26 protein-coding genes and 1 pseudogene are annotated in these 25,832 nt (G+C 69.3%); 8 read left to right on the top strand and 19 right to left on the bottom strand.

Features of this window, described 5'->3' with window-relative positions:
• Nucleotides 1–115: 115 nt before the first annotated feature.
• Nucleotides 116–505, top strand: a complete 390-nt coding sequence (locus tag DJ019_RS15825) for a VOC family protein (RefSeq protein ID WP_111277030.1) — start codon at nucleotides 116–118, stop codon at nucleotides 503–505.
• Here the strand turns inward: DJ019_RS15825 and DJ019_RS15820 are convergent.
• Together DJ019_RS15820 and DJ019_RS15815 are read right to left on the bottom strand one after the other, a co-directional pair.
• A complete protein-coding gene (locus DJ019_RS15820; RefSeq protein ID WP_111277029.1) occupies nucleotides 502–1,143 on the bottom strand; it encodes a glutathione S-transferase family protein in 642 nt (213 codons plus the stop codon). The genes DJ019_RS15825 and DJ019_RS15820 overlap by 4 nt on opposite strands.
• 75 nt (nucleotides 1,144–1,218) lie before the next feature.
• Nucleotides 1,219–1,827 (bottom strand): DUF2306 domain-containing protein, encoded by a 609-nt coding sequence (locus DJ019_RS15815; RefSeq protein ID WP_111277028.1) that lies wholly within the window; start codon nucleotides 1,825–1,827, stop codon nucleotides 1,219–1,221.
• A gap of 156 nt (nucleotides 1,828–1,983) precedes the next feature.
• On the opposite strand from DJ019_RS15815, the gene DJ019_RS15810 reads away from it, so the two are divergent.
• Entirely contained in the window at nucleotides 1,984–2,736 is a 753-nt protein-coding gene (locus tag DJ019_RS15810; RefSeq protein ID WP_205854181.1) for a LytTR family DNA-binding domain-containing protein, read from the top strand.
• 12 nt (nucleotides 2,737–2,748) lie between these two features.
• Here DJ019_RS15810 and DJ019_RS15805 read toward each other — a convergent pair whose 3' ends face one another.
• From DJ019_RS15805 to DJ019_RS15795, 3 genes are read right to left on the bottom strand one after another with little or no spacing between them, the layout of a single operon-like run.
• On the bottom strand, nucleotides 2,749–4,575 hold the full coding sequence (locus tag DJ019_RS15805; protein ID WP_111277026.1) for a DUF885 domain-containing protein: 1,827 nt from the start codon (nucleotides 4,573–4,575) through the stop codon (nucleotides 2,749–2,751).
• An 8-nt stretch (nucleotides 4,576–4,583) separates the two neighbouring features.
• Nucleotides 4,584–6,386: a DUF885 domain-containing protein gene (locus DJ019_RS15800; protein ID WP_111277025.1), complete on the bottom strand. Its 1,803-nt coding sequence runs from the start codon at nucleotides 6,384–6,386 to the stop codon at nucleotides 4,584–4,586.
• On the bottom strand, nucleotides 6,386–8,170 hold the full coding sequence (locus tag DJ019_RS15795) for a DUF885 domain-containing protein (RefSeq protein ID WP_111277102.1): 1,785 nt from the start codon (nucleotides 8,168–8,170) through the stop codon (nucleotides 6,386–6,388). The genes DJ019_RS15800 and DJ019_RS15795 overlap by 1 nt, the downstream gene beginning before the upstream one ends.
• A 174-nt stretch (nucleotides 8,171–8,344) precedes the next feature.
• On the opposite strand from DJ019_RS15795, the gene DJ019_RS15790 reads away from it, so the two are divergent.
• Together DJ019_RS15790 and DJ019_RS15785 are read left to right on the top strand one after the other, a co-directional pair.
• On the top strand, nucleotides 8,345–9,673 hold the full coding sequence (locus DJ019_RS15790; RefSeq protein WP_240606512.1) for a M20/M25/M40 family metallo-hydrolase: 1,329 nt from the start codon (nucleotides 8,345–8,347) through the stop codon (nucleotides 9,671–9,673).
• A gap of 13 nt (nucleotides 9,674–9,686) precedes the next feature.
• Nucleotides 9,687–10,886: a TIGR03862 family flavoprotein gene (locus tag DJ019_RS15785; RefSeq protein WP_111277024.1), complete on the top strand. Its 1,200-nt coding sequence runs from the start codon at nucleotides 9,687–9,689 to the stop codon at nucleotides 10,884–10,886.
• 141 nt (nucleotides 10,887–11,027) lie between these two features.
• Here the strand turns inward: DJ019_RS15785 and DJ019_RS15780 are convergent, their stop codons facing one another.
• Nucleotides 11,028–11,888, bottom strand: coding sequence for a TauD/TfdA dioxygenase family protein (locus tag DJ019_RS15780; protein WP_111277023.1), 861 nt, complete (start codon nucleotides 11,886–11,888; stop codon nucleotides 11,028–11,030).
• 98 nt (nucleotides 11,889–11,986) lie between these two features.
• Between DJ019_RS15780 and DJ019_RS15775 the strand changes: the two genes are divergently transcribed.
• Nucleotides 11,987–12,817, top strand: coding sequence for a phytanoyl-CoA dioxygenase family protein (locus tag DJ019_RS15775; protein ID WP_111277022.1), 831 nt, complete (start codon nucleotides 11,987–11,989; stop codon nucleotides 12,815–12,817).
• Here DJ019_RS15775 and DJ019_RS15770 read toward each other — a convergent pair.
• From DJ019_RS15770 to DJ019_RS15730, 9 genes are all read right to left on the bottom strand, one after another.
• The gene (locus tag DJ019_RS15770) at nucleotides 12,810–13,547 is read right to left on the bottom strand and encodes a dienelactone hydrolase family protein (RefSeq protein WP_111277021.1); all 738 of its coding nucleotides are present in this window, start codon (nucleotides 13,545–13,547) and stop codon (nucleotides 12,810–12,812) included. The genes DJ019_RS15775 and DJ019_RS15770 overlap by 8 nt on opposite strands.
• Nucleotides 13,548–13,551: 4 nt before the next feature.
• On the bottom strand, nucleotides 13,552–14,364 hold the full coding sequence (locus DJ019_RS15765) for an SDR family NAD(P)-dependent oxidoreductase (RefSeq protein ID WP_111277020.1): 813 nt from the start codon (nucleotides 14,362–14,364) through the stop codon (nucleotides 13,552–13,554).
• 75 nt (nucleotides 14,365–14,439) lie between these two features.
• Entirely contained in the window at nucleotides 14,440–15,480 is a 1,041-nt protein-coding gene (locus DJ019_RS15760; protein ID WP_111277019.1) for a tetratricopeptide repeat protein, read from the bottom strand.
• 42 nt (nucleotides 15,481–15,522) lie between these two features.
• A complete protein-coding gene (gene cckA, locus DJ019_RS15755; RefSeq protein ID WP_240606516.1) occupies nucleotides 15,523–17,598 on the bottom strand; it encodes a cell cycle histidine kinase CckA in 2,076 nt (691 codons plus the stop codon).
• A 59-nt stretch (nucleotides 17,599–17,657) separates the two neighbouring features.
• Nucleotides 17,658–18,740 carry a flagellar biosynthesis protein FlhB gene (gene flhB / locus DJ019_RS15750; protein ID WP_111277017.1) on the bottom strand — a complete coding sequence of 361 codons (1,083 nt, stop codon included), beginning with the start codon at nucleotides 18,738–18,740 and terminating at the stop codon, nucleotides 17,658–17,660.
• Nucleotides 18,737–19,498, bottom strand: coding sequence for a flagellar biosynthetic protein FliR (gene fliR, locus DJ019_RS15745; RefSeq protein WP_111277016.1), 762 nt, complete (start codon nucleotides 19,496–19,498; stop codon nucleotides 18,737–18,739). Before fliR ends, flhB begins: the two co-directional genes overlap by 4 nt.
• Before the next feature lie 19 nt (nucleotides 19,499–19,517).
• Nucleotides 19,518–19,781, bottom strand: a complete 264-nt coding sequence (gene fliQ / locus DJ019_RS15740; RefSeq protein ID WP_111277015.1) for a flagellar biosynthesis protein FliQ — start codon at nucleotides 19,779–19,781, stop codon at nucleotides 19,518–19,520.
• Nucleotides 19,782–19,868: 87 nt separating this feature from the next.
• Nucleotides 19,869–21,425: an ABC transporter permease/substrate-binding protein gene (locus DJ019_RS15735; protein ID WP_111277014.1), complete on the bottom strand. Its 1,557-nt coding sequence runs from the start codon at nucleotides 21,423–21,425 to the stop codon at nucleotides 19,869–19,871.
• On the bottom strand, nucleotides 21,422–22,177 hold the full coding sequence (locus tag DJ019_RS15730) for an ATP-binding cassette domain-containing protein (RefSeq protein WP_240606511.1): 756 nt from the start codon (nucleotides 22,175–22,177) through the stop codon (nucleotides 21,422–21,424). The genes DJ019_RS15735 and DJ019_RS15730 overlap by 4 nt, the downstream gene beginning before the upstream one ends.
• 140 nt (nucleotides 22,178–22,317) lie before the next feature.
• On the opposite strand from DJ019_RS15730, the gene DJ019_RS15725 reads away from it, so the two are divergent.
• Nucleotides 22,318–22,809, top strand: coding sequence for a superoxide dismutase family protein (locus DJ019_RS15725; RefSeq protein ID WP_111277012.1), 492 nt, complete (start codon nucleotides 22,318–22,320; stop codon nucleotides 22,807–22,809).
• A 77-nt stretch (nucleotides 22,810–22,886) separates the two neighbouring features.
• Here DJ019_RS15725 and fliE read toward each other — a convergent pair whose 3' ends face one another.
• From fliE to DJ019_RS15710, 3 genes are read right to left on the bottom strand one after another with little or no spacing between them, the layout of a single operon-like run.
• Nucleotides 22,887–23,231 carry a flagellar hook-basal body complex protein FliE gene (gene fliE, locus DJ019_RS15720; RefSeq protein ID WP_111277011.1) on the bottom strand — a complete coding sequence of 115 codons (345 nt, stop codon included), beginning with the start codon at nucleotides 23,229–23,231 and terminating at the stop codon, nucleotides 22,887–22,889.
• Nucleotides 23,232–23,242: 11 nt separating this feature from the next.
• Nucleotides 23,243–23,665 carry a flagellar basal body rod protein FlgC gene (flgC, locus tag DJ019_RS15715; RefSeq protein WP_111277010.1) on the bottom strand — a complete coding sequence of 141 codons (423 nt, stop codon included), beginning with the start codon at nucleotides 23,663–23,665 and terminating at the stop codon, nucleotides 23,243–23,245.
• A gap of 14 nt (nucleotides 23,666–23,679) precedes the next feature.
• Nucleotides 23,680–24,117 (bottom strand): flagellar basal body rod protein FlgB, encoded by a 438-nt coding sequence (locus DJ019_RS15710; protein WP_111277009.1) that lies wholly within the window; start codon nucleotides 24,115–24,117, stop codon nucleotides 23,680–23,682.
• A 94-nt stretch (nucleotides 24,118–24,211) separates the two neighbouring features.
• Between DJ019_RS15710 and DJ019_RS15705 the strand changes: the two are divergent.
• Both DJ019_RS15705 and fliP read left to right on the top strand, forming a co-directional pair.
• Nucleotides 24,212–24,533, top strand: a pseudogene (locus DJ019_RS15705) (flagellar biosynthetic protein FliO).
• Nucleotides 24,481–25,278, top strand: coding sequence for a flagellar type III secretion system pore protein FliP (gene fliP / locus DJ019_RS15700; protein ID WP_111277007.1), 798 nt, complete (start codon nucleotides 24,481–24,483; stop codon nucleotides 25,276–25,278). The pseudogene DJ019_RS15705 and the gene fliP overlap by 53 nt, the downstream one beginning before the upstream one ends.
• Before the next feature lie 4 nt (nucleotides 25,279–25,282).
• Here fliP and DJ019_RS15695 read toward each other — a convergent pair whose 3' ends face one another.
• Entirely contained in the window at nucleotides 25,283–25,801 is a 519-nt protein-coding gene (locus tag DJ019_RS15695; protein WP_111277006.1) for a DUF4440 domain-containing protein, read from the bottom strand.
• Nucleotides 25,802–25,832 lie beyond the last annotated feature (31 nt).

The raw sequence follows: 25,832 nt of genomic DNA, 5'->3' as shown, positions 1-25,832 counted from the left end.
ATTGGCTGATCGGCGTTCACCTACAAGGGCGCGCACGCCTGAGGGGAAACAGCCAAGCCTGATACGCGAGGAGAACGGGCTTCGCCGGGGTGATCCCGCAGGATACCCAGCAAGAATGTCCCAGCGACTCTCCCTCACCGCCCTCCTCGTCCGCGACTACGACGAGGCGATCGACTTCTACGTCCGAAAGGTCGGCTTCGATCTCTCCGAGGACACCGACATGGGCGGGGCAAAGCGCTGGGTCGTGGTTCGGCCGCCGGGCTCGGACGCGGGCCTGCTGCTGGCGCTGGCCACGGGCAATCAGGTCGAGGCGGTGGGCCGGCAGGCCGACGGGCGGGTCTTCCTGTTCCTGGAGACCGACGACTTCGGCCGCGACCAGGGGAGGATGGTCGCGGCCGGCGTCCGGTTCCTGGAGGCCCCGCGCCACGAGCCATATGGGACTGTGGCGGTGTTCGAAGACCTCTACGGGAACCGCTGGGACCTCATTCAGCCTGCGGCTCGCTAGGCCGGCACGGGCGGCCGCTGGTCGGCAGGGATCAGCGCGTCGTCGATCTCCGCGGCCCGTACGGCAGCGGGACGAGAGTCCATCCGCTGGACGTAGGTCTCGAAGACCGGCCGCTTGTCGATCGTGCCGAACTGCATGCCCCAGCCCAGGTGCGAAGCGATGTAGAGGTCGGCGGCGGTAAAGCTGTCACCGACCAGATAGTCTCGTCCTTTCAGCGCCTTCTCCAACGTGTCGAACACGGTGTCGATGTTGCCGAAGCCCAGCATCATCTCGCGGTCGGCCGGGGCCTCCCAGCCCATGGACTTGGCGCCCACGGCCTGCTCGATGGGACCGGCGCCGAAGAAGAGCCACCGGTAGTACGGACCGCGCAGCCGGCTGCCGTGTGGCGGCGCCAGGCCCTTCTCCGGGAAGACATCGGCGAGGTAGGCGCAGATCGCCGCGCACTCCGTCACCACCGTGCCGCCGTGGACGATGGTCGGCACCTTGCCCATCGGATTGATCGCCAGGAACTCCGGCGACTTGTGCGCGCCCCAGGCCAGCACCTCCGCGCGATAGGGCCGGCCCACTTCCTCCAGCATCCAGCGGATGATCCGGCCGCGCGACATGGGGTTGGTGTAGAAGACGAGGTCGTCGGACATCGGGGGGCTCCTTCGAGGTTGTCCGGGCATTCAACGCCCGGACTGCTGACAGGGGCATGTCAGCAGTCGCGAAGACTACGCCGGCTGCAGGCGGCTCCGTTCGCGCAGCAGATAGAGCTCGGCGACAAGCAGGTTGGGGATCCACGAGATCCAGGCGGTGGCGACGTAGATCTGCTCGAACGTCAGGCCGGCGATCACCCCGAGCGGCAGGTAGAGGCGCAGGGTGACAGCCGCGAAGGTCAGCGCGAACGAGCGGATCATCCAGCGGCGGTGCTCGTCGAAGCGGCCGGCGCGGGCGGTGCGCCAGCCCTGGGTCGTGGTGTAGATCCAGGCCGGCGCCAGGAGGCCGAAGCCGAGGCCCGCAACGGGACCGGCCGTGGTGCCGAACGCCAGGGCGAAGCCCGCCGCGCCGCCGACGAGGCAGCTCGTGGCGTAGGTGCGGCCAACCCAGCGATGCACGCTCCGCCGACGGCGTAGGGCCGGCAGGAATTGGAAGGGACCCGTCAGCAGCGCCGTACCGGCCCCGGCCGCATGCAGGGTGAGCCAGGGATTGGCGTAGAGGTTTCCCAGGATCTCGGGCGACATCGGCCCGACGCGCGGAATGAAGCGATACGAGAAGATCGCCACGCCCACGCTGAGAACGGCGGCGAGGCTCCAGAGCGCGAAGGACAGGCGATTGTTCATGCGGGAAGGCTCCGTGGCGTCCGGGCCAGATCGCCGGGCGGCATGCCCCTACGCCAGGGGCGTTTGCGCGAACGGCGCCAGGGCTTCGCGAACGGATGCGGACGGTTCGCCAATCGTGGCAGACTTGCGCGAACGACTCTGCCGACCGGACCACCAATGCCGAGACTGACGGAACCCTGGATGCGCCGGCTGGCGGCCGACGTGGCCCTGTGGGTGGCGATCGGCGTGGTGATGGCCCTCTTGGGGCCGTTCGGATCGTCGGAACGCAGTCTGCTCGAGCGGCTGGTCTACTGGCAGATCTGCATGGTCGGCGGCGGCATGATCGGGGTCGCGATCGACGATCCACTGCGGCGGCGGATCGGCCACTTCTGGCTGCGCGTCACCCTGGCCAGCATGCTGATGACGCCCTTCGTGACGGTGCTGGTCGGGCTGACCAACCACTGGCTGGGGGGGATGCGGCTGCACTTGGGCAACGTGGCCGAACCCTGGTTCCAGGTGTTCGTCGTCTGCTTCGCCACCATGCTCTTCCGCCAGCTCGCGTGGGCGCAGACGGCCGTAGCGCCAGCCGCGGCGCCCGAGCCGGAGATCGACCCCCTCGCCGCCTTCCGTCAGCGCCTGTCGGCGAGGCGCCGGGCGGCGACGCTGATCGCCGTCGAGGCCGAGGACCACTACCTGCGGGTCCATACGGACGCGGGGGAGGAACTCGTCACCGCGCGCTTCAGCGACGCCCTGGCCGAGCTGGCGGCAGCGCCCGGCTTCCGGACCCACCGCTCCTGGTGGGTGGCCGCCGAGGCCATCGACGAGGTGAAATGGCTGCGCGGCCGGGGCGAGGCGCGGCTGAAATGCGGACTGATGGTCCCGATCAGCCGCGGCCAGGCCGCGGCGCTGAAGGCGGCAGGGTGGTTCTGAGGCGCCGGGCGGCTAGGCCTGCGACGCGGCCCAGTCGGCGACGTGGCGTTCCAGCACCGTCAGCGGCATGGCCCCCGAGAGCAGCACGGCGTCGTGGTAGGCCTTGAGGTCGAACTTCGGCCCCAGCGTCTTCTTCGCGTCTTCACGCACCTTCACCCAGACGGTGTGGCCGACCTTGTAGCTGTTGGCCTGGCCGGGCGAGGAGAAGTAGCGCTCGACCTCCCGCTGGGCGCGGGCGGGCGTGTTGCCGATGGTGTCAACCATATACTGCGTGGCCTTGGCCCGGCCCCAGCGCTTGTAGTGGATGCCGGTGTCGGTCACGAGGCGCGCGGCGCGGAACAGCAGCGACTGCAGGTAACCTGCCTGCCCCAGCGGATCGCCCTGGTAGGCGCCGATCTCGTCGGCGAGCTGCTCGGCGTAGAGCGCCCAGCCCTCGGAAAAGGCCGAGAAGCCGAAGCCGGCGCGCCGAAGCATCGGAATTCGCGTGCTTTCCTGGGCGAGCGCGATCTGCAGGTGGTGTCCAGGAACCGTCTCATGCACCGCCAGGGTCTTGAGATTGTAGCGCGGCCAGTCGCTGGTCTCCTTGAGGTTGATGTAGAACGCCGCCGGGCGCGAACCGTCGAGCGCGGCGCCCTGGTAGTAGCCGTTGGCCGCGCCGTCCTGGATGAACACCGGCACCCGCCGCACCTCAACCTTGGCCTTGGGCAGGGTGCGGAACGCCTGCGGCAGGATCGCGTAGAGATCGGCCACATCCTTGTTGAGATCGGCGATCACGCGGGCGCGCGCCTCGTCCGTATTCGGGTATGCCTGCTTCGGATCCTCGTTCAGCTTCGCCAGGCGCTGCGCCACCGTGCCCTGGGTCAGGCCCTGGGCCTTCAGGATCGCATCGAGCCGCCCGGTGATGTCGGCCACCTGGTCGAGGCCCATCTGGTGGACTTGCTGCGGCGTGTAGTTGGTGGTGGTCGAGGCCTTCACCGCGTCGGCGTAGTAGGCGTCGCCGTCCGGCAGCGCCCAGACACCGGTGTCGGGTTTCGCCTTGGCGCGGACGGCCTGCATGGCGGCGATCTGGCGGTCGAGGGCCGGATAGACCTCGGTCTCGACGATCTTCCGGGCGCGGGCGGCCCAGTCGCCGGGAAGGTTCGCCGCCGCGGCCTTTCGGGCGATGGAGGCGGTCAGGATCACCTTGTCGGCTGGCTGCTCACGCAGGGCCTTCATCTGGCCGAGCGACAGGTCGCAGACGAAATCGGGCGGGATCACCCCGGCGGCGACGTCGGCCTTCTGGCGGGCGACGTCGTTGTCCATGGCCACGGCGAAGGCCGAGAGGCGCGAGAGATAGGCCTCGGCGTCGGCGGTCGTGGCGATCCGGTGCTGGCTGTCGAGGAAGTCGGGGATGTTGGCGTAGGCCCCGCCGCGCTGGCTGATGACATAGGGGCTGAAGTTGCCGCCCACGTCACCGAACTTGTAGCGGTCGCCGTTCAGAACGGCCTGTTCGTTGGAATAGAGCACGACGTCCAGGTCGACCTTCGACGGGCCCGAGAGCTGCGCGCGGTCGATGGCCTTGAGGTCGGCGACGTAGCCGCGGGCCTGCTCCAGCCGCTTCGCCTTGCCGGCCGCCGAGTTGTCGTCGAGCTTGGACTTCAGGTGCGCGCGAGCGTCCTTGTCCATGCCCAGCGAGGTGGCGAAGCGCGGGCTGTCGTCCACGCGTTGCTCGAACATTCGGTCCAGCAGCGCACGGAGCTTCGCGTCCTCGGACCCGGCCTGGGCCAGCACGGGCGTGGCGCTCGCAAGGGCCGCCCCGGCCGAGGTGAGCAGGAAGCGGCGGCGGTCGATGGCGTTCATGGAGATCCTCAAGCCTTCTGGGTCGCGACCCAGCGGTCGATCACGCCTTCCAGCACGGTGAGCGGCATGGCGCCCCCGAGCAGGCCGGCGTCGTGGAACTGGCGGATGTCGAAACTGGGGCCGAGCGCCGCCTGGGCCTTGGCCCGCAGGCGCAGCCAGGTGAGCTTGCCGACCATGTAGGCGCAGGCCTGGCCGGGGCGGACGCAGTAGCGCTCGATCTCGGTGGTGGCCGAACTGACTGGGCTGCCGTCGATGGAGACCATGGTCTGGATCGCCTTCTCGCGGCTCCACTTCATGGCGTGCAGGCCGGTGTCGACCACGAGGCGCGCGGCGCGGAACAGGGAGGCCTGGATCTGGCCCAGTTCGCCCAGCGGGTCGTCTCGGTACATGCCCATCTCCAGGGCGACCTGTTCGGAATAGAGCGCCCAGCCCTCGGCGAAGGCCGGGAAGCCGGCCGTGCGGCGAAGCATCGGCAGGTCGGCCTCCTGCTGCAGCGAGCGCTGCATGTGATGGCCCGGAATGGCCTCGTGGTAGGTGAGCGTCTTGAGCGTCCAGCGCGGATTTTCTGCGGAATCGCGGAGGTTGATCCAGTAGATGCCCGGCCGCGAGCCATCGAGCGCCGGCCGGTTGTAGTAGCCGCCCGGGGCCCCAGCCTCGATGAACTTGGGCACGCGCCGGATCTCGACGTCGGCCTTGGGCAGGGCGCCGAACATCTCGGGCAGGCGCGGCCGGATCTCGGCCACCAGCTTGTTGAGGTCGGCGATCAGCTCTTCCTTGGCCTGGTCGGTGTTGGCGTAGTGGTGCTTCGGATCGGCGAAGAGGGCCGCGATCCGCTCGCCCACCGTGCCCCTGGTCAGCCCCTGCCCCTTGAGGATCGCATCGGCCCGGGCGCCGAGCGCCTTGGCCTGCTCGAGACCCATCTGGTGGATCTCCTTCGGCGACAGGTTGGTCGTGGTGAAGTTGCGCAGGGCGTCGCGGTAGTAGGTCTCCCCGTCGGGCAGGCGCCAGACGCCGGCGTCGTGCTTCGCCTCGGGCTGCAACTCGCGCACCAAGGCGATCTGGCGGTCGAGGGCCGGGTAGACGTAGGCGGCTACCGCGCGCTCGGCGGCGGCCGCGTAGTTGCCCTCGATTCCCTTGGCCTGGACGCGGTCGGTGAGCTGGGTGGTGAGCGGAGACGCCGCCGGCGCCGAGGCGCGGAGGGCGGTCATCTGGGCCAGGGTCCGCTCGAGCACAAAAGCAGGTGGAACGACACCCAGGCTGCGGTCGCGGCGGACGCGGGCGGTCTCTTCGTCCATGACCACGCCGAAGGCCACGAGCCGGTCGAGGTAGGCGTCTGCGTCGGCCTTGGTCTCGATCCCATGCTGGGAGCCGAGGAAGTCGGGGATGTCCTGATAGGCGCCGGTCAGCTGCGACAGGACATAGGGCTGGCCCGCGCCCTGGTAGCCGTAGGCGTAGCGCTTGCCGGCTGCCGCCTCGCCCTCGAGCGTGAAGAGGACGGCGTCGTAGTTGGGCTGTTCGCCTGGGCTGAGGCGGCCGCGATCGACCGTCTTCAGGTCGGCCAGGTGCTTCAGCGTCAGCGCCTTGTCCTCATCCAGGGACTGGATCGAGGCGCTGTCCAGCTTCGACTTGGCCGCGGCGCGTTCGCCCTTGTCGAGGCCGAGCCGGGTCAGGGCCTCGGGCGACCTGGCCAGATTGTCCTCGAAGATCCTGTCGAAGACGCCACGGAGCTTCGCATCCTCGGGCGTCGCCGCCCGGGCGGCGGGCGCGAGCGCGAGGGCGCCGACGGTGGCGAGGAATGTGCGGCGGTCCATCAAGCCTTGGCCTTCTCGATGTAGAGATCGACGACGTTCTCAAGCGCGGTCAGGGGCATGGAGCCCGACAGCAGAATCGCGTCGTGGAACTTGCGCGGATCGAACTTCGGACCCAGGGCCGCCTTGGCCTTCTCGCGCAGGCGCAGGATCGTCACCTTGCCGACCATGTAGCTGCAGGCCTGGCCCGGCCAGACCGAGTAGCGCTCGATCTCCTGGGCGGCGAGCGGCTCGGGGTCGCCCTCGATGCCGCGCATCTCGGCGATGGCCTTCTCCCGGCTCCAGCGCAGGTGGTGCAGGCCGCTGTCGGTGACCAAGCGGGCCGACCGCAGCAGGGCGTCGTGGATGTAGCCCAGCTCGCCCAGGGCGTCGCCCTTGTAGACCCCCATCTCCTGGACGACCTGCTCGGCGTAGAGGGCCCAGCCCTCGGCGTAGGCGCCGAAGCCCATGACGCGCCGGATCATCGGCAGGTCGGCCTCGCGCTGGAGCGCGATCTGCATGTGATGGCCCGGATTGGCCTCGTGATAGGTGGTGGTCGGCAGGAACCACCACGGGCTCTCGGCCGTGTCGCGCAGGTTCAGCCAGTAGACGCCCGGCCGGCTGCCATCGAGGCTGGGGGACTCGTAGTGTGTGGACGAGCCACCCTCGGTGGCCGCGGGAATGCGGCGGATCTCCACGCCGGCCTTCGGCAGCGTGCCGAACTGTTCCGGAAGGCGCTTCTGCATCGCCTCGACGACCTTGGTGAGGTCGGCCAGGATCTGGGCCTTGCCGGCGTCGGTGTTGGGATAGACGCCCTTCTTGCTCTCGTAGAGGGCGATGTAGCGCTCGCCCACCGTCCCCTTGGTGAAGCCCAGCTCCTTGAAGAGGACATCGGCGCGGGCCGACAGCTCCTTCGTGACGTCCCAGCCCAGCTTGTGCACCTCGTCCGGGGAGATGCGGCTGGTGGTCTGCGAATGCAGGGCGTGGGCGTAGTATTCCTGGCCGTCGGGCAGGCGCCAGCAGCCGGCCTCATGAACGGCCTTGGGCTGCAACTCCTTCAGCAGGGCCATCTGCCGGTCGAGGGCGGGGATGACCTTGCCGTCGTAGAGCTTGGTCGCCTGCGCCTGCCAGTCGCCGGCGATCCCCTTCTCCTTGGCCTTCCTGGCGAGGGCGGTCACCAGGGTGGACTTGTCTGCCGGAGCCCGGAGCACGCCCATGCCCTTGAGCGCTCCGGCGATCGCGAAGTCGGGCGGAATGACGCCCAGACCCGCGTCGTGGCGAACACGCTCGACCTCCTCGCCCATGATCCGGGCGAAGGCCTCCAGGCGGGAGAGATAGGCTTCGCAGTCGGCGCGGGTCTCGATCGAATGCTGGCTGTCCAGGAAGTCGGGAACCTCCTGCCAGGCGCCGCTGATCTGGGCCAGGACATAGGGGCTGCCAGCGCCTGCGCCGCCGTAGTTGAAGCGTTTGTTCGCCGCGTCGCTGGTCTCGAGCTCGAAGGCCAGGGTGTCGTAGTTCACGGCCGCCATGCCACTCAGCCGGCTGCGGTCGATGGCCTTCAGCCTGCGCAGCTGGTCGGCGGTGCGGGCCTTCTGCTTTGCTAGACCCTCGAGCGAGGCGTCGCGGAGCCTCGCCTTGGCGTCGGCGCGTTCGCCCTTGTCGAGGCCGAGGGACGTGACGAGCTCCGGATTGTCCTCCAGCACTTCCCTGAACACCTGGTCCAGGAAAGTGGCGAGCTGGGCCTCCGCGCCGGTCGCCGGCTGGGCCCGAGCCTGGGTGGAGAGCGCGGCCGCGGCCGCCATGAGCATGATCTGGCGACGGTTCTGCACCCTGCGCCTCCCCGTTACATCTGCGTGACGCGAAGGCTTAGAGGTCCGTGGCGGGACCGGGCAAGCACGCGGGGTTGGATCGTGGCATTAATTCCCGGTAATGCGGAACAACCTGCCCGCCTGCCCTGGCGAAGGGCGGTGGGATCGGTTGAAATGACCCCGGCTGGACGCAAGGATTCCATCACGATGTTACGTGTTTCGCGGCTCGCGCTCGCCGCCGCCCTGACGCTGACCCTGGCCACCGGCGCGGCCGCCCAGACGACCCCCGCCAAGGCCGACAAGGTGGTCGCGCAGATCCGCAAGAGCGCCGGGTTCAAGGCCGCCGTGGCGACGCTCGACCGCGAGCACGATCGCATCGTCGCCGACACCATCACCCTGACCGAGATCCCGGCTCCGCCCTTCCAGGAAGCCGAGCGCGCCAAGGCCTACATGGAGATGCTGAAGGCCCACGGCCTGACCGAGGTCGAGATGGACGCCGAGGGCAATGTCATGGGCCTGCGCCGCGGAAGCGGCAAGCCGGGCGGGCCGGTGGTGGTGCTGGCCGCCCACCTCGACACCGTCTTCCCGGCGGGCACGCCCGTAAAGGTGCGCCGCGAGGGCACGAAGCTGATGGCGCCGGGCATCGGCGACGACACCCATTCGCTGGCCGTGCTGCTGGGCTACATCCGGGCGCTCGATGCGGCCAAGATCACCACGAAGAAGGACATCCTGTTCGTCGGCAACGTCGGCGAGGAAGGCCCGGGCGACCTGCGCGGCGTCCGGCACATCTTCACCAAGGGCAAGTACAAGGACCGGATCGCGGCCTTCTTCTCGATGGACGGAACCTCGGCCGACCGGATCGTCGACAAGGCCGTGGGCTCGCGGCGGTATCGGGTGACCTTCAAGGGGCCGGGCGGGCACTCGTACGGCGCCTTCGGCCTGGTGAACCCCATGGCCGCCATGGGTGCGACCGTGGTCGAGATGAACCGCATCCAGACGCCGGCCAAGCCCAAGACCACCTATGCGACCAGCGTCGTCGGCGGCGGCACCTCGGTGAACTCCATCCCGGACGCCATCTGGCTTGAGGTGGACATGCGGTCCGAGAGCAAGGACGAACTCGCCAAGCTGGACGGCCAGTTCCTGAAGATCGTCGAGGGCGCGGTCGAGCAGGAAAACGGCGCGCGATCCACCCGCGCCGGCAAGGTTTCGGCCGAGGTGAAGCTGATCGGCGATCGCCCGACCGGCAACACCCGCGAGGACGCTGATATTGTGCAGCTCACCGCGGCGGCCGTGCGCGCCGCGGGCCTGACGCCCGAGCTGGGCGCGAGCTCCACCGACTCCAACATCCCGATCAGCCTCGGCGTCCCGGCCGTGACCATCGGATCGGGCGGCAGCGGCGGGCGCGCGCATGCGCTCGACGAGTGGATCGACGTCTCCAAGCCCGAGAGCCTGAAGGGCATGACGGTCGGCCTCGCCGCCCTGCTCGCCATGGCGGGGACGTGACGGACCTGGCGCGATGATCGCCATCGTCGGCGGAGGGCCCGCCGGGCTCTTCGCCGCCGAACGGCTCGCGACGGCCGGACATCCGGTGACTGTATTTGAGCGGATGCCGTCCGTCGGCCGCAAGCTGTTGATGGCCGGTCGCGGGGGTCTGAACCTCACCCACTCCGAAGACTTCGAGACCTTCGTGGGCAGGTACGGTGACGCCACGTCCTGGCTCCGGCCAATTTTAGAGTCGTTCCCGCCGGCGGCGCTGATCGCGTGGGCCGAAAGTCTGGGCCAGTCGATGTTCGTGGGCTCGTCAGGGCGGGTGTTCCCCAAGGCGCTGAAGGCCTCTCCGCTGCTGCGGGCCTGGCTGGCGCGGCTGGCCGACCTGGGCGTGGCGGTCCGTACCCGGCACGAGTGGCTGGGCTGGGCGGATGACGGAGTTCTCCGCTTCGCGACGCCCGAAGGCGAGATCGAGGTGCGGCCGCAGGCGACGATCCTGGCCCTCGGCGGGGCGAGCTGGCCGCGCCTGGGGTCGGACGGCGCCTGGGTCGGACCGCTGCGCGACGCCGGCGCCGAGATCGCCCCGCTGCGGCCGGCCAACATGGGCTTCGATGTGGCCTGGAGCCCGGTGATGCAGGGCTTCGCCGGCCAGCCGCTGAAGGGGATCGCATTGACGTTCGCCGGCCGCACCGTCCGCGGCGAGGCGATGATCACCCGCTACGGCCTGGAGGGTGGCGCGCTCTATGCCCTATCCGCCCCGATCCGCGAGGCGATCCTCGCCGAGGGCGCGGCCACGGCTACGATCGACCTGCGTCCGGATCAGACGCGCGAGACGTTGGCGGCGCGGCTGGCCCGGCCGCGTGGAGCGCAGTCGCTGGCCAACCACCTGCGCAAGACGCTCCGGCTGTCGCCGCTGGAGATCAACCTGCTGCGTGAGGCCCACGGCAGGGACCTGCCTACCGAAGCCGCCGCCCTGGCGGCTGCGATCAAGGCCGCCCCCGTTCGCCTGACTGGCATGCAAGGCCTGGAACGGGCGATCTCCACCGCCGGCGGGGTCGCCCTGGACAGCCTGGACCACCGACTGATGCTGAAATCCCGGCCCGGCGTGTTCCTGGCGGGCGAGATGCTGGACTGGGAGGCGCCCACCGGCGGCTATCTGCTGCAGGCGACCTTCGCCACGGGGCTCGCGGCTGCGAATGGGGCGATGGCCTGGGCGCGCGGCGACTGAGCTACCCGCATTGAGCATCCAGCGTCCGATCGGCCTTTCCGCCAGACGAAGCTGCGCTAGGAAGGATGGGCGGGTTCCAGTCCCCCAATCCAACTGCCCCGCTGGGCCCTGATCTCCCTCCGGCCGAGGTCAGGGCCCCCTCTACTCCGCCGCCACCGCCTGGGCCTGGGGCCAAGGGTCGACCGTGACGCGACGCATGTGGCGGCGCTGGCCCGGGTAGTCGTTGAGCGCGAAGTGCCAGACCGAGCGGTTGTCCCAGAAGGCGACCGACCCCTTCTGCCAGCTGAACCGGCAGGTGAAGCCCTCGTATCGGCAGTGGTTGAACAGATAGTCGAGCAGGGCCTTGGATTCGCTGGCTTTCCAGCCATCGATGCGCAGGGTGAAGGCGGGGTTCACGTAGAGCGCCTTGCGGCCGGTCTCGGGGTGAACCAGCACCATCGGGTGCACGTACTCGCCGACATAGCCGTCGGCCTCCGCCACCTGCATGGAGCCCCGCTTCTGCGCCGAAGCGCCCGTGGCCGAGTATTCGCGGCTGGCCGAATGGACTGCGCTAAGGCCCTCCAGCGTCGCCTTAAGCCCTGGCGAGAGGGCGTCGAAGGCCGCAGCCTGGCTGGCGAACAAGGTGTCGCCGCCAAACTCCGGGATCTCGACGCCGTAGAGGATCGAGCCGATGGCGGGCGTCTCCAGGAAACTCATGTCGGAGTGCCAGCCGCCGCCGAAGTTGAGACGGTCGGACGGCTCCTTGATGATCTCCATCACCTCGGGCTGACCAGTCATGCCGGTGACGTAGGGGTGGATGTTGAGCGGGCCGAATCGACGCCCGAACGCCACCTGCCGGGCCGGCGTCAGCTCCTGGTCGCGGAAGAAGATCACCTGGTGCTCCACCAGCGCCCGGCGGATCGCGGCGATTGTGGCGTCGGACAGGTCCTGCGAAAGGTCCAGGCCGCTGATCTCGGCCCCTAGGGCTCCCGCTACGCGACGGATCTTGAGTGTCTCGGTCATGGTCGGAGCCTCCGAGACCCATGCTATAGCAGTGGCCGGGCGCCGCCACACCGACAAGTCTAAAGGCGCTTGCAGGCCCGCTGGGTCAGGGAGGTCATATGGATCAGGCGGTCACCGGCTTCGACGCCGACGCCCATGCGGCCGAAATCCGCGAGCGCGGCTACACGGTGATCCGCGACTTCATGGACGCCGACGCGATCACCCGCTTCCGCGAAGGTCTCGCGCCTTTCGTGGGCCGGCGCCATGGACGCAACGACTTCGAAGGCTTCAAGACCGAGCGGGTCTACACCCTGGTCGCCCGCGGCCGGGTGTTCGAAGACCTGACGGAAGACCCGCGCCTGCTCGCGATCCTGGATCGCTTCCTGCAGCCCGGTTACCTGCTGACCGCCAGCCAGTCGATCCAGATCAACCCCGGCGAGACGGCGCAGGACCTGCACACCGACGACGGCTTCTACCGCCAGCCGCGACCGCGGCCGCCGCTGAGCATGACCGTGATCGGGGCCATAGACGACTTCACGCCAGAGAACGGCTGCACCGAGGTGATCCCCGGCAGCCACCTCTGGGGCGATCCCGGCGCTGAGGGCCGGCCGAACGATCCGGCCGAATGGGAGCGGATGCTGGTTCCAATGGAGATGCCGGCGGGCGCCTGTTTCGTCATGGCCGGCACCTGCATCCATCGCGGCGGGGCCAACCGCAGCGACGGTCCGCGCCTGGGCTTCACCAACCAGTATTGCCAGCCCTGGTGCCGGACGCAGGAGAACTTCTTCCTGGGCGTGCCGGCCGAACGGACCCGGGCCATGTCGCCGCGGCTGCAGAGCCTGCTGGGCTACAACATCTGGCCGCCGTTCATGGGCATGGTCAGCTCGCTGCACCCCCTGAAGGCGCTGGAGCCGGGCTGGGTCCCGCCGGTGGCGACAGAGCCTAGCTGAGGTTCCGCTTGAAGAGCGCGAACAGGCGCTCCCAGTGCCGCTCGGCGGACGGCTTGTCGTAGACCGCCCGCTGGGGGAAGGCGAAGCCGTGGTGGGCGCCCTTGTAGATCTCCACCTCGGCGTTGACGCCGTTGGACTTCAGGGACGCGTCCAGGGCTTCCACCGTCTCCAGCGGCGCGTAGGTGTCGTGCTCGGCGCAGGCGAAGTAGAGCTCGGCCTTGGTCTTCTGGGCGGCCAGGTGCGGGCTGTCAGGCTTGTCGGTGACGAGCTGGACGCCATAGAGAGAGGCCGCGCAGGCGATCCGCTCGGGATGGCGGGCGGCGGTGTTGATCGCGTACTGGCCGCTCATGCAGTAGCCGATGGCGGCCGCGGGGCCGGGACTCGCGGCCGGGTCCCGGCCGGCGAAGTCCAGCAGGGCGTCGGCGTCGCTCATCACCAGCGGGATGTTGATCGAGCCCATCAGGTCGAACATCCGCGCCCGGGCGTCGGCCTCTGTGAGCGGTGGGAGATCGGCCAGCTCCATGACCCCGCGCCGGTAGTAGAGGTTTGGGAGCATCACATAGTAGCCGACTGTCGCGATGCGCCGCGCCATGTCGCGCAGCTCCTCGCGGATCGCCGGGGCGTCCATGAAGAACAGGATGACCGGGTGCGGACCGTCCCGCTCTGGGTGGACGATGAAGGTCGTCGTCTTGCCGTCGCGGGTGGCGATGTCGAGCGTCTGTTCGATCATGGGGTCAGACCAGTTCGGAGGGCGCGATCCCCAATTCTTTCAACAAAGGCTCCGCGTAGTCGACCCGTCCCGTCATGGTCTTCGGATCGCCCGACGCCAGGCGATAGACCGCCTCGGCGATGAACTCGATCGGCTGCACACGGTCCTTGGTCTGCTCGTTGATGAGGCCGTGGACGGCCACGCCAGGGGTGTCGACGAGACCGGGCGAGACCACGTTCACCGCGATGTTGTCGTCAAAGACCTCCGAGGCGAGACCGGTGGTGAACCGCTCCAGCGCCGCCTTGCACATGCCGTAGACCGTGCCGCCGCCACGGCGATTGTAGGGCTGCTTCGGGTGGATGCCGGCCGGCGAGGAGATGTTGACGATCCAGCCCGAACGACGCTCGCGCATCGACGGCAGCACGAGCTGGCTGAGGTGGAACGGGGCCCAGACCTGGACCTCCATCATCAGGTCGAAGCGCTTCTTCGGGAACGTCTCGACAGGGATGAAGAAGGTGACGGCGGCGTTGTTGATCAGGATGTCGACCGGGCCATAGGTCGCGACGGCCTCGGCGACCAGACGCTCGCGGTCATCGGCGCTGGAGAGGTCGGCCTTGATGAAGGTCGCATCGCCGCCGGCGGCGCGGATGCGATCGACGGTGGCGTGAAGCGTGCCGGGCAGCTTGCTGTCGCCCGTCTCGGCGGTGCGGGCAGAGCAGACGACCTTCGCGCCTTCCATGGCGAGCCGGGCGGCGATGGCCTCGCCGATGCCGCGGCTGGCGCCGGTGACCAGCGCGACCTTGCCCCTCAGGCTTCCGTTCGGGTCGACCTTCGCCATCGCATCCTCCCATACCGTGTTTTCTGGTTGGGAAGCACGCTGGGGCGCCTGAGGACGCGACGCAAGTCGGGAGGTTCAGCGCGCTTCGAACGCCTGCCGCAGATCGGCGACCACCGAGCCCCAGTCGCGGGGCGCCGGCTGCCGGAAGAGACGCATGGAGGGGTACCAGGGACTGTCCACCCGGTCCCGCAGCCAGCGCCAGTCGGCGAGGAAAGGCAGGAGGACCCAGGTCGGCTTTCCCATCGCGCCGGCCAGGTGGGCCACCGCCGTGTCCACGGTGATCACCAGCTCGAGCCCGGCGATGATGTCAGCCGTCTCACGGAAATCGAGCGCGCCGGTGTGCTCGGGCTCGAGGCTGCGGACCCCGGGCCATGCGCGGATATCGTCAGCGAGATCAGGCGGCAGCGAGCGATTTCCGTCGTTGTGGTGGATCGGGGCGCCGCGGGAGACGAAGCCGACGCCCGAGCCGCCCGGCGAGCCCGGCAGGTAGGGCGCCGAAGGGACCGTCTCCAGCGTGACCCCAAGCCGGTAGGGCAGCGATCCCGCCAGCGCCCAGGCGTCCCGTCTGGGGATCACGGTCTGGCCCTGCACCGCCATGACCGGCGCGCCCAGCGGCTCGAAAAGCCGCTGCAGGGCCGGGTGGCACATCAGGGTCACGTCGATTCCCCGTGCCTTCAGGATCGGGATGAAGCGCGCCAGCATGATCTGATCGCCCAGGCCCTGCTCCGGCAGAACCAGAAGGGTGTCAACGGGCCGACCATCCCACTCGGGGAAGCTGAGCTGCGGATGGCGGGAAGGATCGCTGGCCCGGAACTCGTGGAGCGGCCAGCCGCCTTCGAAGTCGCCGTTGCGCAGCAGCAGGAACCCGAGGCGACGCTGGATCTCCCGGTCCCCCGGCCGGCTGGCCAGGAGCTGGCGGTAGAGTTGCTCGGCCTCGCCGAACTTCCCCTGCTCCTCCAGCACCAGGGCAAGGTTCAGGGCCACCGCCAGGGGCGCGCCGAGCTGGAGCACGCGTCGGAAGTGCGCCTCGGCGTCGGCGAAACGGCCCTCTCGGGCCGCGGCCAGCGCGGCGGCGTGGGTCTCGGTCAGCTCGGGATTCGGGGCGCTCTGGGTCACCCCCCTCCATTCGCCGGACTGGGCGGCCGACGCAAGCTTCGCCTACGCCGCCTTCTGGAGCTCCTGCTTCACGCGCTCGGCCAGGGTCTTGATGTCGATGGGCTTCGGCAGGAAGGACACGTTGCGCTCCCCCTCCAGCAGGTCGGAGAACTCGCTCTCGGCGTAGCCTGAAATGAACATGACGGGCGCCGAGCCCAGGTACTGGCGGGCCTGCTTCAGGAGGTCCGGCCCCTGCATGCCGGGCATGACCACGTCCGAGATCATCAGGTCGATCTGACCCGCGTGCTCCTCGGCGATCTCCAGGGCCTCCTCGCCGCTGGCCGCCTCGATCACCTCGTAGCCCCGAGCGCGGAGCAGCTTGGCCGCGACCCCACGCACGGCGTCCTCGTCCTCCACGAACAGAATGCGGCCGGCGCCGGACAGGTCGCGGGCGGCGGGTCGCTTGGGGGCCGCGGCGGGCGCGACGGGCACGGGCTCGGCAGCCGTCGGCACATGCACCGGCAGGAAGATCCGGAAGGCCGCGCCCTCGCCCGGTTTGGAGGCGACTGCGATCCAGCCGTCCGACTGCTTGACGATGCCATAGACCGTGGCGAGGCCCAGGCCCGTTCCCTCGCCGACCGGCTTGGTCGTGAAGAACGGGTCGAAAATCTTGTCCATCACCTCGGGCGGGATGCCGGGGCCGTCGTCGGACACCTCGATCATCGCCTGGTCGCCCACCGCGCTGGGGTAGCCGAGACCACGCGCCTCCTCCTGGCTGACGCGGGCCGTGCGGATCCGGATGACGCCGCCGCCATGGCTCCGGATCGCGTCGCGCGCGTTGACGACGAGGTTCATCACCGCCGTGTCGAGCTGGCCCCGGTCCGCGCGCACGTGCGGCAGGTTGCGGCCGTAGTCGGTGGCCAGCTTGATGTCTTCGTGCAGCAGGCGGCGCAGCAGGACTTCGGATTCCGAGATCATTTCCCCGACGTCGAGGATCTCGCGCTGGACGGTCTGCTTGCGGGAGAAGGCCAGCAATTTGCGGACGAGGTCGGCGGCCCGCATCGACGTCTGCTTGATCTCGTTGAGCCCCTCGTACGACGGGTCACCAACCGGGTGGCGGGTGGCCAGTACGTCGAGCTGCATCAGGATGGCGGTCAGCAGGTTGTTGAAATCGTGCGCCACGCCCCCGGCGAGCTGACCGATGGCCTGCATCTTCTGGCTTTGGGACAGTTGCAGCTCGACCTGCTTCTGCTCGGAGACGTCCACCAGGTAGGCGACCCAGCGGCCGCTGCTCTGGGACAGGTACAGGTGGGCGATGCGCGCCGGATCGTGGGCCAGCCGAACCTCGATCGGTGCGTGCCCGGCCCGGCCGTCGGCCAGGCGCAATGCGGCCTCCACGCGGCTGTTGGGCTCGATCAGGTCGCCGAACACCTGGCCGGCCTGGCCGCCGTGAGCCACGGCCGCGAGCGCCGGGTTGGCCTCGATGATGCGAGCTTCGAACGGGTCGTCGCCCTCCAGCAGGGCGGCGCCGAACGGCGATGCGGCCGCGAACGCATCCAACACCTTGGGCGGGGGCGCCTTGGCGCCGGCGACGGCGTTCAGCACCTCCATGGCCGAGGACGGAAGCGCCAGCGGCCCCGAACCGCGGCCGGTCAGCCGCACGAGGAAACGCCGAGGGCCGATCGGCGAGACCAGCGCCTCCCGCTCCTGCCCCCCGGCCTTGAGGGTGGCGCGGCCCAGATCGCCGCGGCGGGCGCTGGCCAGGGCGCCGAACAGGCTGGAGGCGGCGGCGCCGCTCTTGGGCAGGCGGGGCGCCTTGCCCATGGCTTCGCGCCAGGCCGGGTTGGTGGTCAGCAGTCGGCCGTCGGGCGCCGCGACCGCCGCCGGCTCGTCCAGCGCCGACAGGAACGCCTCGGCGCCCGCCTCGGTCTCGGCGGGCGTCTCGGCCGGTCCCCGCAGGACCAGCAGGCCCAGGCAGCAGACGCCGGCCAGGCCAAACAGCAGCAGCGATCCCGCCAGCGTTTCGGGGCCGGCGTTCACCAGCGGCGCGGCGGCGAAGGCCACGGCCAACAGGAAGAACACAACCGCCAGCGCGATCAGCGGGTCGGTCTTGCGGGACTTGGACGGCGGCTCGGCCATGGCGAGCGACGGCGCCTCCGGCGATTCGATAGAGGTCATTCTGTCACACGCTCAGCAACTTACAGAGGCCTAGCCCGCCGGCGGTTCGCCTGGCCGAGGATGAAGCCGATGATCTTGGCCACCGCCTCGTAGTGAGCGGGCGGAATCATGTCGTCGATATCGACGGCGGCGTAGAGGGCCCGGGCCAGCGGTGGATCCTCGATCACCGGCACGCCGGCCTCCTCCGCGACGGCGCGGATCTTGAGCGCCAGACTGTCGAGGCCCTTGGCGACGCACACCGGCGCGGCGGCGGCGCCCTCTTCGTACTTCAGCGCCACGGCGTAGTGGGTCGGGTTCATCACCACCACCGTCGCCTCGGGAACCGCCTGCATCATCCGCCGGCGCGCGCGCTCGATGCGAATCTGCTTCTGGCGCGCCTTCACATGCGGATCGCCCTCGGAGTTCTTGTAGTCTTCCTTGACCTCTTCCTTGGTCATCCGCATCCGGACCATGAACCGCTGGCGCTGCCACAACCAGTCGGCGCCGGCCACCACGAGGATCAGCGCCGCCACGGCGAACACCAGGCGTTTGAGGATCTCGAGGGCGAAAGGCAGCATCGCGCCCGGCTCCATGGCCGAGAGCTCAAAGAGCTGGTTCCAGAACGGCTTGAGGACCCACCAGGCCAACACCGCCGTCATGGCGATCTTCACCAGGGACTTGGCGAACTGCATCAGGCCGTCGGGGCCGTAGATCCGCTCGAAGCCCTTCTTGGGTGAGATCTTGCTCAGTTCCGGCTTCAGTTTGTCGGGGGTGAACTTCAGGCCCGTCTGCACCAGGCTGGCCGCCGAGCCCGAGATGGCCGCCGCCGCCATCACCGCGATCAGCGCGGGTCCGCCGGCCAGCAGGGCCATGCGGAACACCTGAACGCCACCCCCGCCCTCCAGCGCCATGGATTCGGGGTGAGCGACGAACGGCGTAAGCTGGACGGCCATGCTGCGCGCGAACCAGCCGCCCGCCATCAGGACCACCGCCGCGGTGGCCGCCAGGGTCGCGAACGAGCTGAGGTCCATGGTCTTGGGACCGTCCCCCTTGTCCTTGGCCTTCTGGAGCTTCTGGGGGGTGGCCTCTTCTGTTTTGGATTCGCGTTCGGGAGCCTCGCTCATGACGGCGCGAAGGCTCCGACCAGCTCACGGTAGCGGTCGATCCAGACCATCCCGATGACGCCGAGGCTGAGGGCGAACACCGAGAGCCCCAGGAGAAGGCCGAGGGGCGTGGCCACGAAGAAGACCTGGAACTGCGGCATGATCCGCCCGACCAGGCCCGTGGCGATGTTGAAGATCAGCGAGAAGACCACGACCGGCGCCGCCAGCTGCAGGCCCAGGGCGAAGGATCGGCCCACCGTCTGGACCGCAAGCTGTCCCGCATCGTTCACCGGCACGTCCCGCGTGAACGGGAACAGCTCGAAGGAGCGCACGATCGCGGCCACGAACAGATGATGCAGGTCCGTCGCAAAGATCAGCACGATGCCGATCATGCCCAGGAACGTCCCGATCGAGGTGGACGGCTGGGCCTGCATCGGGTTCGCGGTCTGGGCGAACGAAAGCGACGTCTGCAGCGAGACGATCTCGCCCGCGGCGGCCAGGGAGCTCATGAAGAGCCGCAGGATCGCGCCGATCATGAGGCCGATCAGCACCTCCTTGATGATGGCTCCGGCGAGGCCGCTCGCTTCGGCCGGCAGCGGCGGCGCGCTTCCGGTGATGATCGGAAACAGCATCAGCGACATCGCCAGGGCGAACGAGAGCCGGATCCGGGGCGGGATGAACGTCTCTCCGATCCCCGGGATCAGCATGACGATGGCGCCGAGGCGCGCAAAGACGAGGCCGGCGGCGAAGACCTGCTGGGCGGTGGCGTAGCTTTCCATGGGCCGCCCGCGCCCCGCCCTACATGCCGGCGATGCGAGCGGCGATGTTGCGCATGAAGCCGCTCATCAGCGCGCCCATGAGCGGCAGGAAGACCAGCAGCGAAACGAAGATCGCCACGATCTTCGGCGCGTAGACGAGAGTCTGTTCCTGGATCTGCGTCAGGGCCTGGATCAGGCCGATGCCGACGCCGACCACGAGACCGACCAACAGCACCGGCGCGCAGAGCTGGATGGTCAGCCAGATGGCGTCGCGTCCGACGTCCAGAACCTCGGCGCCGCTCATGCAAACCCTCATGCGGAAACAGGAAGGCGGACCGATCCGCCGACGCCGCGATCCTGGCCCGGCATGGTTAACGAAAGGCTAGTCCCGTTAACTTTCCGGGGCAGATTGCGCCCGCAGCCAGCGCGCGGCCTCGGCGGGCGTTCGCTTGTCGGCGTCGCGATCGACGCTGTAGTTCGCCGCCCGCATCGCCTCCACGCCAATGGCGCCGACCAGGGGGCGGAGCGCGTCCAGGAAGCGCTTGTCGGCCGCCCGCCTCGGCGAGACGAGGATCACGGCGTCATACGGCGGGATGGCGCCCCGGGGATCCGACAGCACGGTCAGCCGGTCGGCGGCGATGCGTCCGTCGGACGAGAACGCGCTGATGACGTCGGCCTCGCCGCCGCCGAGCGCGCGGTACATGAACGTCGGCTGGAACGAGCGTGTGGCCCGGAACGACAGGCCATATGCCGCATCCACGGCCTTCCACTCGGGTCTCGACAGGAACTCGACGTCGGTTCCCAGAGTGAGCTGCGGCGCCACCTTCGCCAGGTCGACCAGGCTGGCCACGCCGAGCGCGCGGGCGCGGTCCTGGCGCATGGCGAAGGCGTAGGCGTTCTCGAAGCCCAGGGATCCCAGCACCACCACACCGTCGCGTCGGCGAAGCTCGGCCGAGAGCTGGTCCACCATGGCCGCGCGGCCCGGGTTGTCGGTCCGGCCCAGGACGTTGGTCCAAAGGGTGCCCGAATAGTCGACGTAGACATCGATCTCGCCGGCCGCGAGCGCGCGGTAGGCCACGTTGGATCCCAGGTTCTCCTTGCGCGTCACCCGGGCGCCGGTTCGCTCCAGCTCCCCCGCCATCAGCTCGGCCAGGATGTACTGTTCGGAGAAGTTCTTCGCGCCGACCACATAGGCAGTCGGAGCGCCGGATCCGGCGAGGGGCGCCATCGCCAGACCCGCGCCGACGATTAGGCCCGCGACACCCGCAATGATCAGGCCTCGCCGCCGCGTCCGGACCCCCCGCTCCGCGAGGCCGAGGAGCTGGTCTGCGGCCATCGCCAACACAGCGGAGGCCGCGCACCCAAACAGCACGAAGACCCAGTTCTCGGTCTGGAGCCCAGCGAAGATGTAGTTGCCCAGGCTGGTCTGGCCGACCGGCGTCGCCAGGGTGGCGGCCCCGATGGTCCAGACCGCGGCCGTCCGCACGCCGGCCATGATCACCGGCGCCGCAAGGGGCAGCTCCACCTGCAGCAGCTTCTGGCGAGGCGTCATCCCGACCCCGTCCGCCGCCTCGGCGATGGCCGGGTCCACTCCGGCGAGGCCCGCCACACCGTTCCGCAGGATCGGCAGCACGGCGTAGAGCGTGAGGGCCAGGAGCGAAGGCAGGAAGCCGAGCGCCGAGAACCCGCGCCCCGTCGCCGCCTCCGCGACCGCCGACACCGCCAGCAGCAGGGGATAGAACAGCGCGAGCAGCGCCAGGCCAGGGATGGTCTGTATGAGGCTGGCCAGGGCCAGCAGCGGCCATCGCAGCCGCGGCCTGCGCGCCGCCGCGATGGCGAGCGGCAGGCTGATCGCCAGGCCGAGCGCAAGGGCGCTGGCCGACAGCAGGACGTGCCACGCCAGGTAGCCGGGCAGTAGGTCGAGCGCCGCGGCGAATTGCGGGTTCATCCGCCCAGCCTTTCGCGGAGGCGATCCGCCTGGCGGCGCGGCGCCTCGAGCAGCGCGCGCACGGCGGGATCGGACGCCGCGGCCAGCAGGTCCGCCGGCGGACCGTCGGCCAGGATACGCCCCTGCCGCATGACCACCAAACGGTCGGCGAGCAGCACCGCTTCGGCGATATCGTGCGTCACCATCACCGTGGTCAATCCCAGCTGCCGGTGCAGGGCCAGATAGTCCGCGCCGAGCTGGTCGCGCGTCAGCGGGTCGAGGGCGCCGAAGGGCTCGTCCATCAGCATCACGCCCGGTTCGGCCGCGAGCGCCCGCGCCACGCCCACGCGCTGGCGCTGGCCGCCCGAGAGCGCGGATGGTGGCCGGTCCGCGACATCCCCCGGAAGCGCGACCAGATCCAGCAGCGTGCGAACCCTCGCGGCGATCCGCGGCGGCCCCCAGCCGAGCAGCTTCGGCGTGACGCCGATGTTCTCGGCTACGGTCAGGTGCGGAAAGAGCCCGACCTCCTGGAAGACATAGCCGATCCGCCGCCGCAGGAGGTGAGGCGCGACGGCGGCTACGTCTTCGCCATCCACCGCGATCCGGCCGTCATCGGGCCGGACAAGGCCGTTGATGGTCTTCAGCAGGGTGGTCTTGCCTGATCCGGAACCGCCGACGAGGGCCACGAACTCGCCCGACCGCACCGTCAGGCCCACACCGTCGAGCGCGACCTGCGCGCCGTAGCGGTGGGTGACGTCCGCCAGTTCGATCATGGGTGCGGCCATGAACGACGGGTAGCACGTGGAGCCGGCGCGCGAAGTCTTCGTTTCGCCCAGAGTCCGACTAGAAGACCAGAGTCCCCTATATCTGTCGCTGCATGCGACCCTTGTCCCATCGAAGCCGGAGTCCCCTGATGCGCCTTCCCCTCGCCCTCGCCGCCGCCCTCGTCGCCACCCCCGCCGTCGCGGCCGAACCGGTCACGGCCGAGCTGAAGAACGGCGCGGGCGAGGCCATCGGCAAGGTGACGCTGACGGCCGCGCCGAAGGGCGTGCTGCTGCGCGTGGAAGCCAAGGGGCTCACGCCGGGATGGCATGGCCTGCATTTCCACGAAAAGGCGGATTGCTCGAAATCCGACTTCACCTCCGCCGGCGGTCACACCCACGGCGGCGGAGATCGGCAGCACGGCCTCCTGAACCCCAAGGCGAACGAGACCGGCGACCTGCCGAACCTCTACGTCGGTGCGGACGGGACTGGCGCGACGGAGGCGTTCAGCAGCCTGACGACCCTGGACGCCCTGAAGGACGCCGACGGCTCGGCGGTGCTGATCCATGCCGCGCCTGACGACCACACGTCGCAGCCGATCGGCGGCGCCGGGGCCCGGGTCGCCTGCGCGGCGGTGAAGTAGCCCCCAACGCAGAAGGCCCCGCCAAAGCGGGGCCTTTCACTGTGGATCGAGCGCGCGCGGACCAGCCGCCTTCGCGCTCAGATCGGCATGCGCATGATTTCCTGATAGGCGCTGATCACCTGATCGCGCACGGCCATCACCGTCTCCAGGCTGGCTTCGGCGGCCGAGACCGCGGTCACCACATCGACCAGCTCCGCCTTGCCCGCCACCTGATTGGCCATCTGCCGCTCGGCGTGCTTGGACGAGCTGACAGCGTCCGTGATGGCCGCCTTGACGAGGTCTCCAAAGCCACCCTGGACCGGGGCTGACGGACCGGCGCCGGCGCCGATTGACGGGTCCAGGCCGGCCTCCTGGCCGGGGTTCAGGCTGACGCCCTTCTGGATGGCCGCGTAGGCCCGGGCGGCGGAGAACGGGGTGATCATCGCTCAGCGCCCTATTTGCGGAGGAGATCCAGCGTGCGCATCTCCATGGCGCGCGCGGTCTCGATCACGTTGAGGTTGGCTTCGTAGGCGCGCTGCGCCTCGCGCATGTCCATCGCCTCGACCAGGGAGTTCACGTTCGGCAGCTTCACATAGCCCTTGTCGTCGGCCGACGGGTGGCCCGGGCTGTATTCCTGCCGGAAGTCGGTCTGGTCGGGCTCGACCTTGCTCATCCGAACGCCTTTGGCGCCCTCGACCTTGGTCGGCTCGAAAACCGGGGCCTGCCGGCGGTAGGGATCGCCGCCGGGCGTCTTGGAGGTGGAATCCGCGTTGGCCAGATTTTCGGCGATGATCCGCATCCGGGCCTGCTGCGCACGAAGCGCGGACGCGGCCACGGCCTGGGTGACGCCGCCGACGGGTTTGATCTGCTGAGGCATCTAACGCTCCTTCCCTAGCCGCGGCCCGGCGCGCGCGCCGCCATCCGCAGGAGGCCGAGGGATTTCTGGTAGAAGCTGATCGCCGCATCGTACTGCATGCGGGCGTCGCTCATCTTGATCATCTCCTCCTCCAGAACCACGGAATTGCCGTTGAGCGTGGTCTCGGAGCCGGGCGACTTCACGGTCTTGTAGCCGCCACCGGGCGGGCGGGGGTTGCGCGACGCCATGTGGCTCATATGGGTCGCGGCCATCATCTGGGCGCCCGAGCTGGCCTGGGTCATCTGCAGCCGCTTCTGCACCCGAGCGTCGAAGCTGTAGGGCTTCAGGTCCTCGGGCACATAGCGGGCGGTGTCGGTGTTGGCGACGTTCTGCGCGATCAGCTTCTGGCGCTCGCCAAGATGGCCAAGGCGGCCGCGGAGCATCGCGAAGAGCGGGATTTCGGCCAGGTTCATACGACCGATCCTGAAGAAACAGGGTTAATCTGCGTTTAAGGGACTCAAGCGCGAACTAGGGACCTGTTCCCCCAGGCCGCCGAAGCGCTTCTTCATGGACTTCGCCAGTTTCCTCCGCGCCGTCTTCGCCCTGGCGCTCACCCTCGGCCTGATCGGCTTGGCCGCGGTGGCGCTGCGTCGCTATGGGCCCGACGCCATGGCTCGCCTGTCGGCCCAGAAGAAGGACCGGCGCCTCAAGGTGGTGGAGAGCCTGGTCCTGGATCCGACCCGTCGGCTGCTCATCGTGGAATGCGACGGTCGCGAGCAGATGATCCTGCTGGGCGAAGGCCGGGTGATCGCCGACCTGTCCAAGGACGCCGCCTGATGCGCGCTCTCCTCGCCGCCTTGCGCGCCCTGCCCGCGGCCGACTGGCGTAGAGCCGCGCTGATTTCCGCGCTGGCCGGGGTCGTGTGCGCGATGGTCCCTGCGGTCGCGACGGCCCAGGCGCTGAACATCGACCTGGGAACCGGGGCCGGCCTGACCGAGCGGGTGGTCCAGCTCGTCGGCCTGCTGACCGTGCTGTCGCTGGCCCCGTCGATCGTGATCATGACGACCTCGTTCGTCCGCATCGTGGTCGTTCTGTCCCTGCTGCGTACGGCGCTTGGCCTGCAGCAGAGCCCACCGAATGCGGTGCTGATCTCGCTGGCCCTGTTCCTGACGGCCATCGTCATGGGGCCGACGTTCGAACGGTCCTACACCGAAGGCGTCAAGCCCCTGCTCGAGCAGCAGATGGAGCTGCCGGCCGCCTTCGACGCCGCCGGCGGGCCAGTGAAGCAGTTCATGCTGACCCAGGTCGACCAGGAGGATCTGGCCCTGTTCGTCCGCCTGTCGCGGATCCAGCGGCCCGCGAACATCCAGGACATCCCCATCCGGGTGGTGACCCCCGCGTTCATGATCTCGGAGCTTAAGCGCGCCTTCGAGATCGGCTTCCTGCTGTTCGTGCCCTTCCTGGTGATCGACCTGGTCGTCGCCAGCGTACTGATGAGCATGGGCATGATGATGCTGCCGCCCGTTGTGATCAGCCTGCCCTTCAAGCTGATCTTCTTCGTGCTGGTGGACGGCTGGCGACTGGTCTGCGGGAGCCTTGTCGAGAGCTTCCAGCGGGGCGCGGGCGGGGGATAGCGCCCTACTTGTCGAACGCCAGGCCGTCCTGTGGCGTCAGCGCGGCCCAGACCTCGGCGGTCGAGGGCATGCTCGCATCGCCCAGGATTTTCCACCGCCCATCGGCCTCGCGCTTCAGCGTGACGAGGAACCGCGCGTAGCGCACCTGCTCATCCGCGCCGGGCCGGCGGAACGCCTGACGCATGTAGCCGGCGTCGAGGGCGATGCCGCCCTCCAGCACCTGGCGGCGCTCGATCCGGTAGGCCGTCTGGATGGAGACTCCGTCTTTGGCGATACGCTCGGCCTGGGGCGCGAGCCGAGCCGCCAGTTCGCCGCCGGGCAGCGCCGGGCCGGGCCGGGCGTCGACAAGAAGACCCTGCGGATGGAAGTGCGAGGCCATCCCCGTCACGTCGTTGGCGGCGCGGGCCTTCGCGAGCCCGGCGTAGACCGCGTTGAGGCCGGCGTCCTCGGGATGCGCCCATGCCGGGGTGGCGAACGAGAGGGCCACGAGCGCCAGGGCGGCCTTGGCGGACAGGTTGATCATCTGGATGTTCTCGCCGATGTGGCGGTCATAG

Source organism: Phenylobacterium kunshanense (genome assembly GCF_003254525.1).
Classification (GTDB): domain Bacteria; phylum Pseudomonadota; class Alphaproteobacteria; order Caulobacterales; family Caulobacteraceae; genus Phenylobacterium; species Phenylobacterium kunshanense.
Note: the sequence above shows the minus strand (reverse complement) of the source record. Positions and strands in the feature narration are given on the sequence as shown.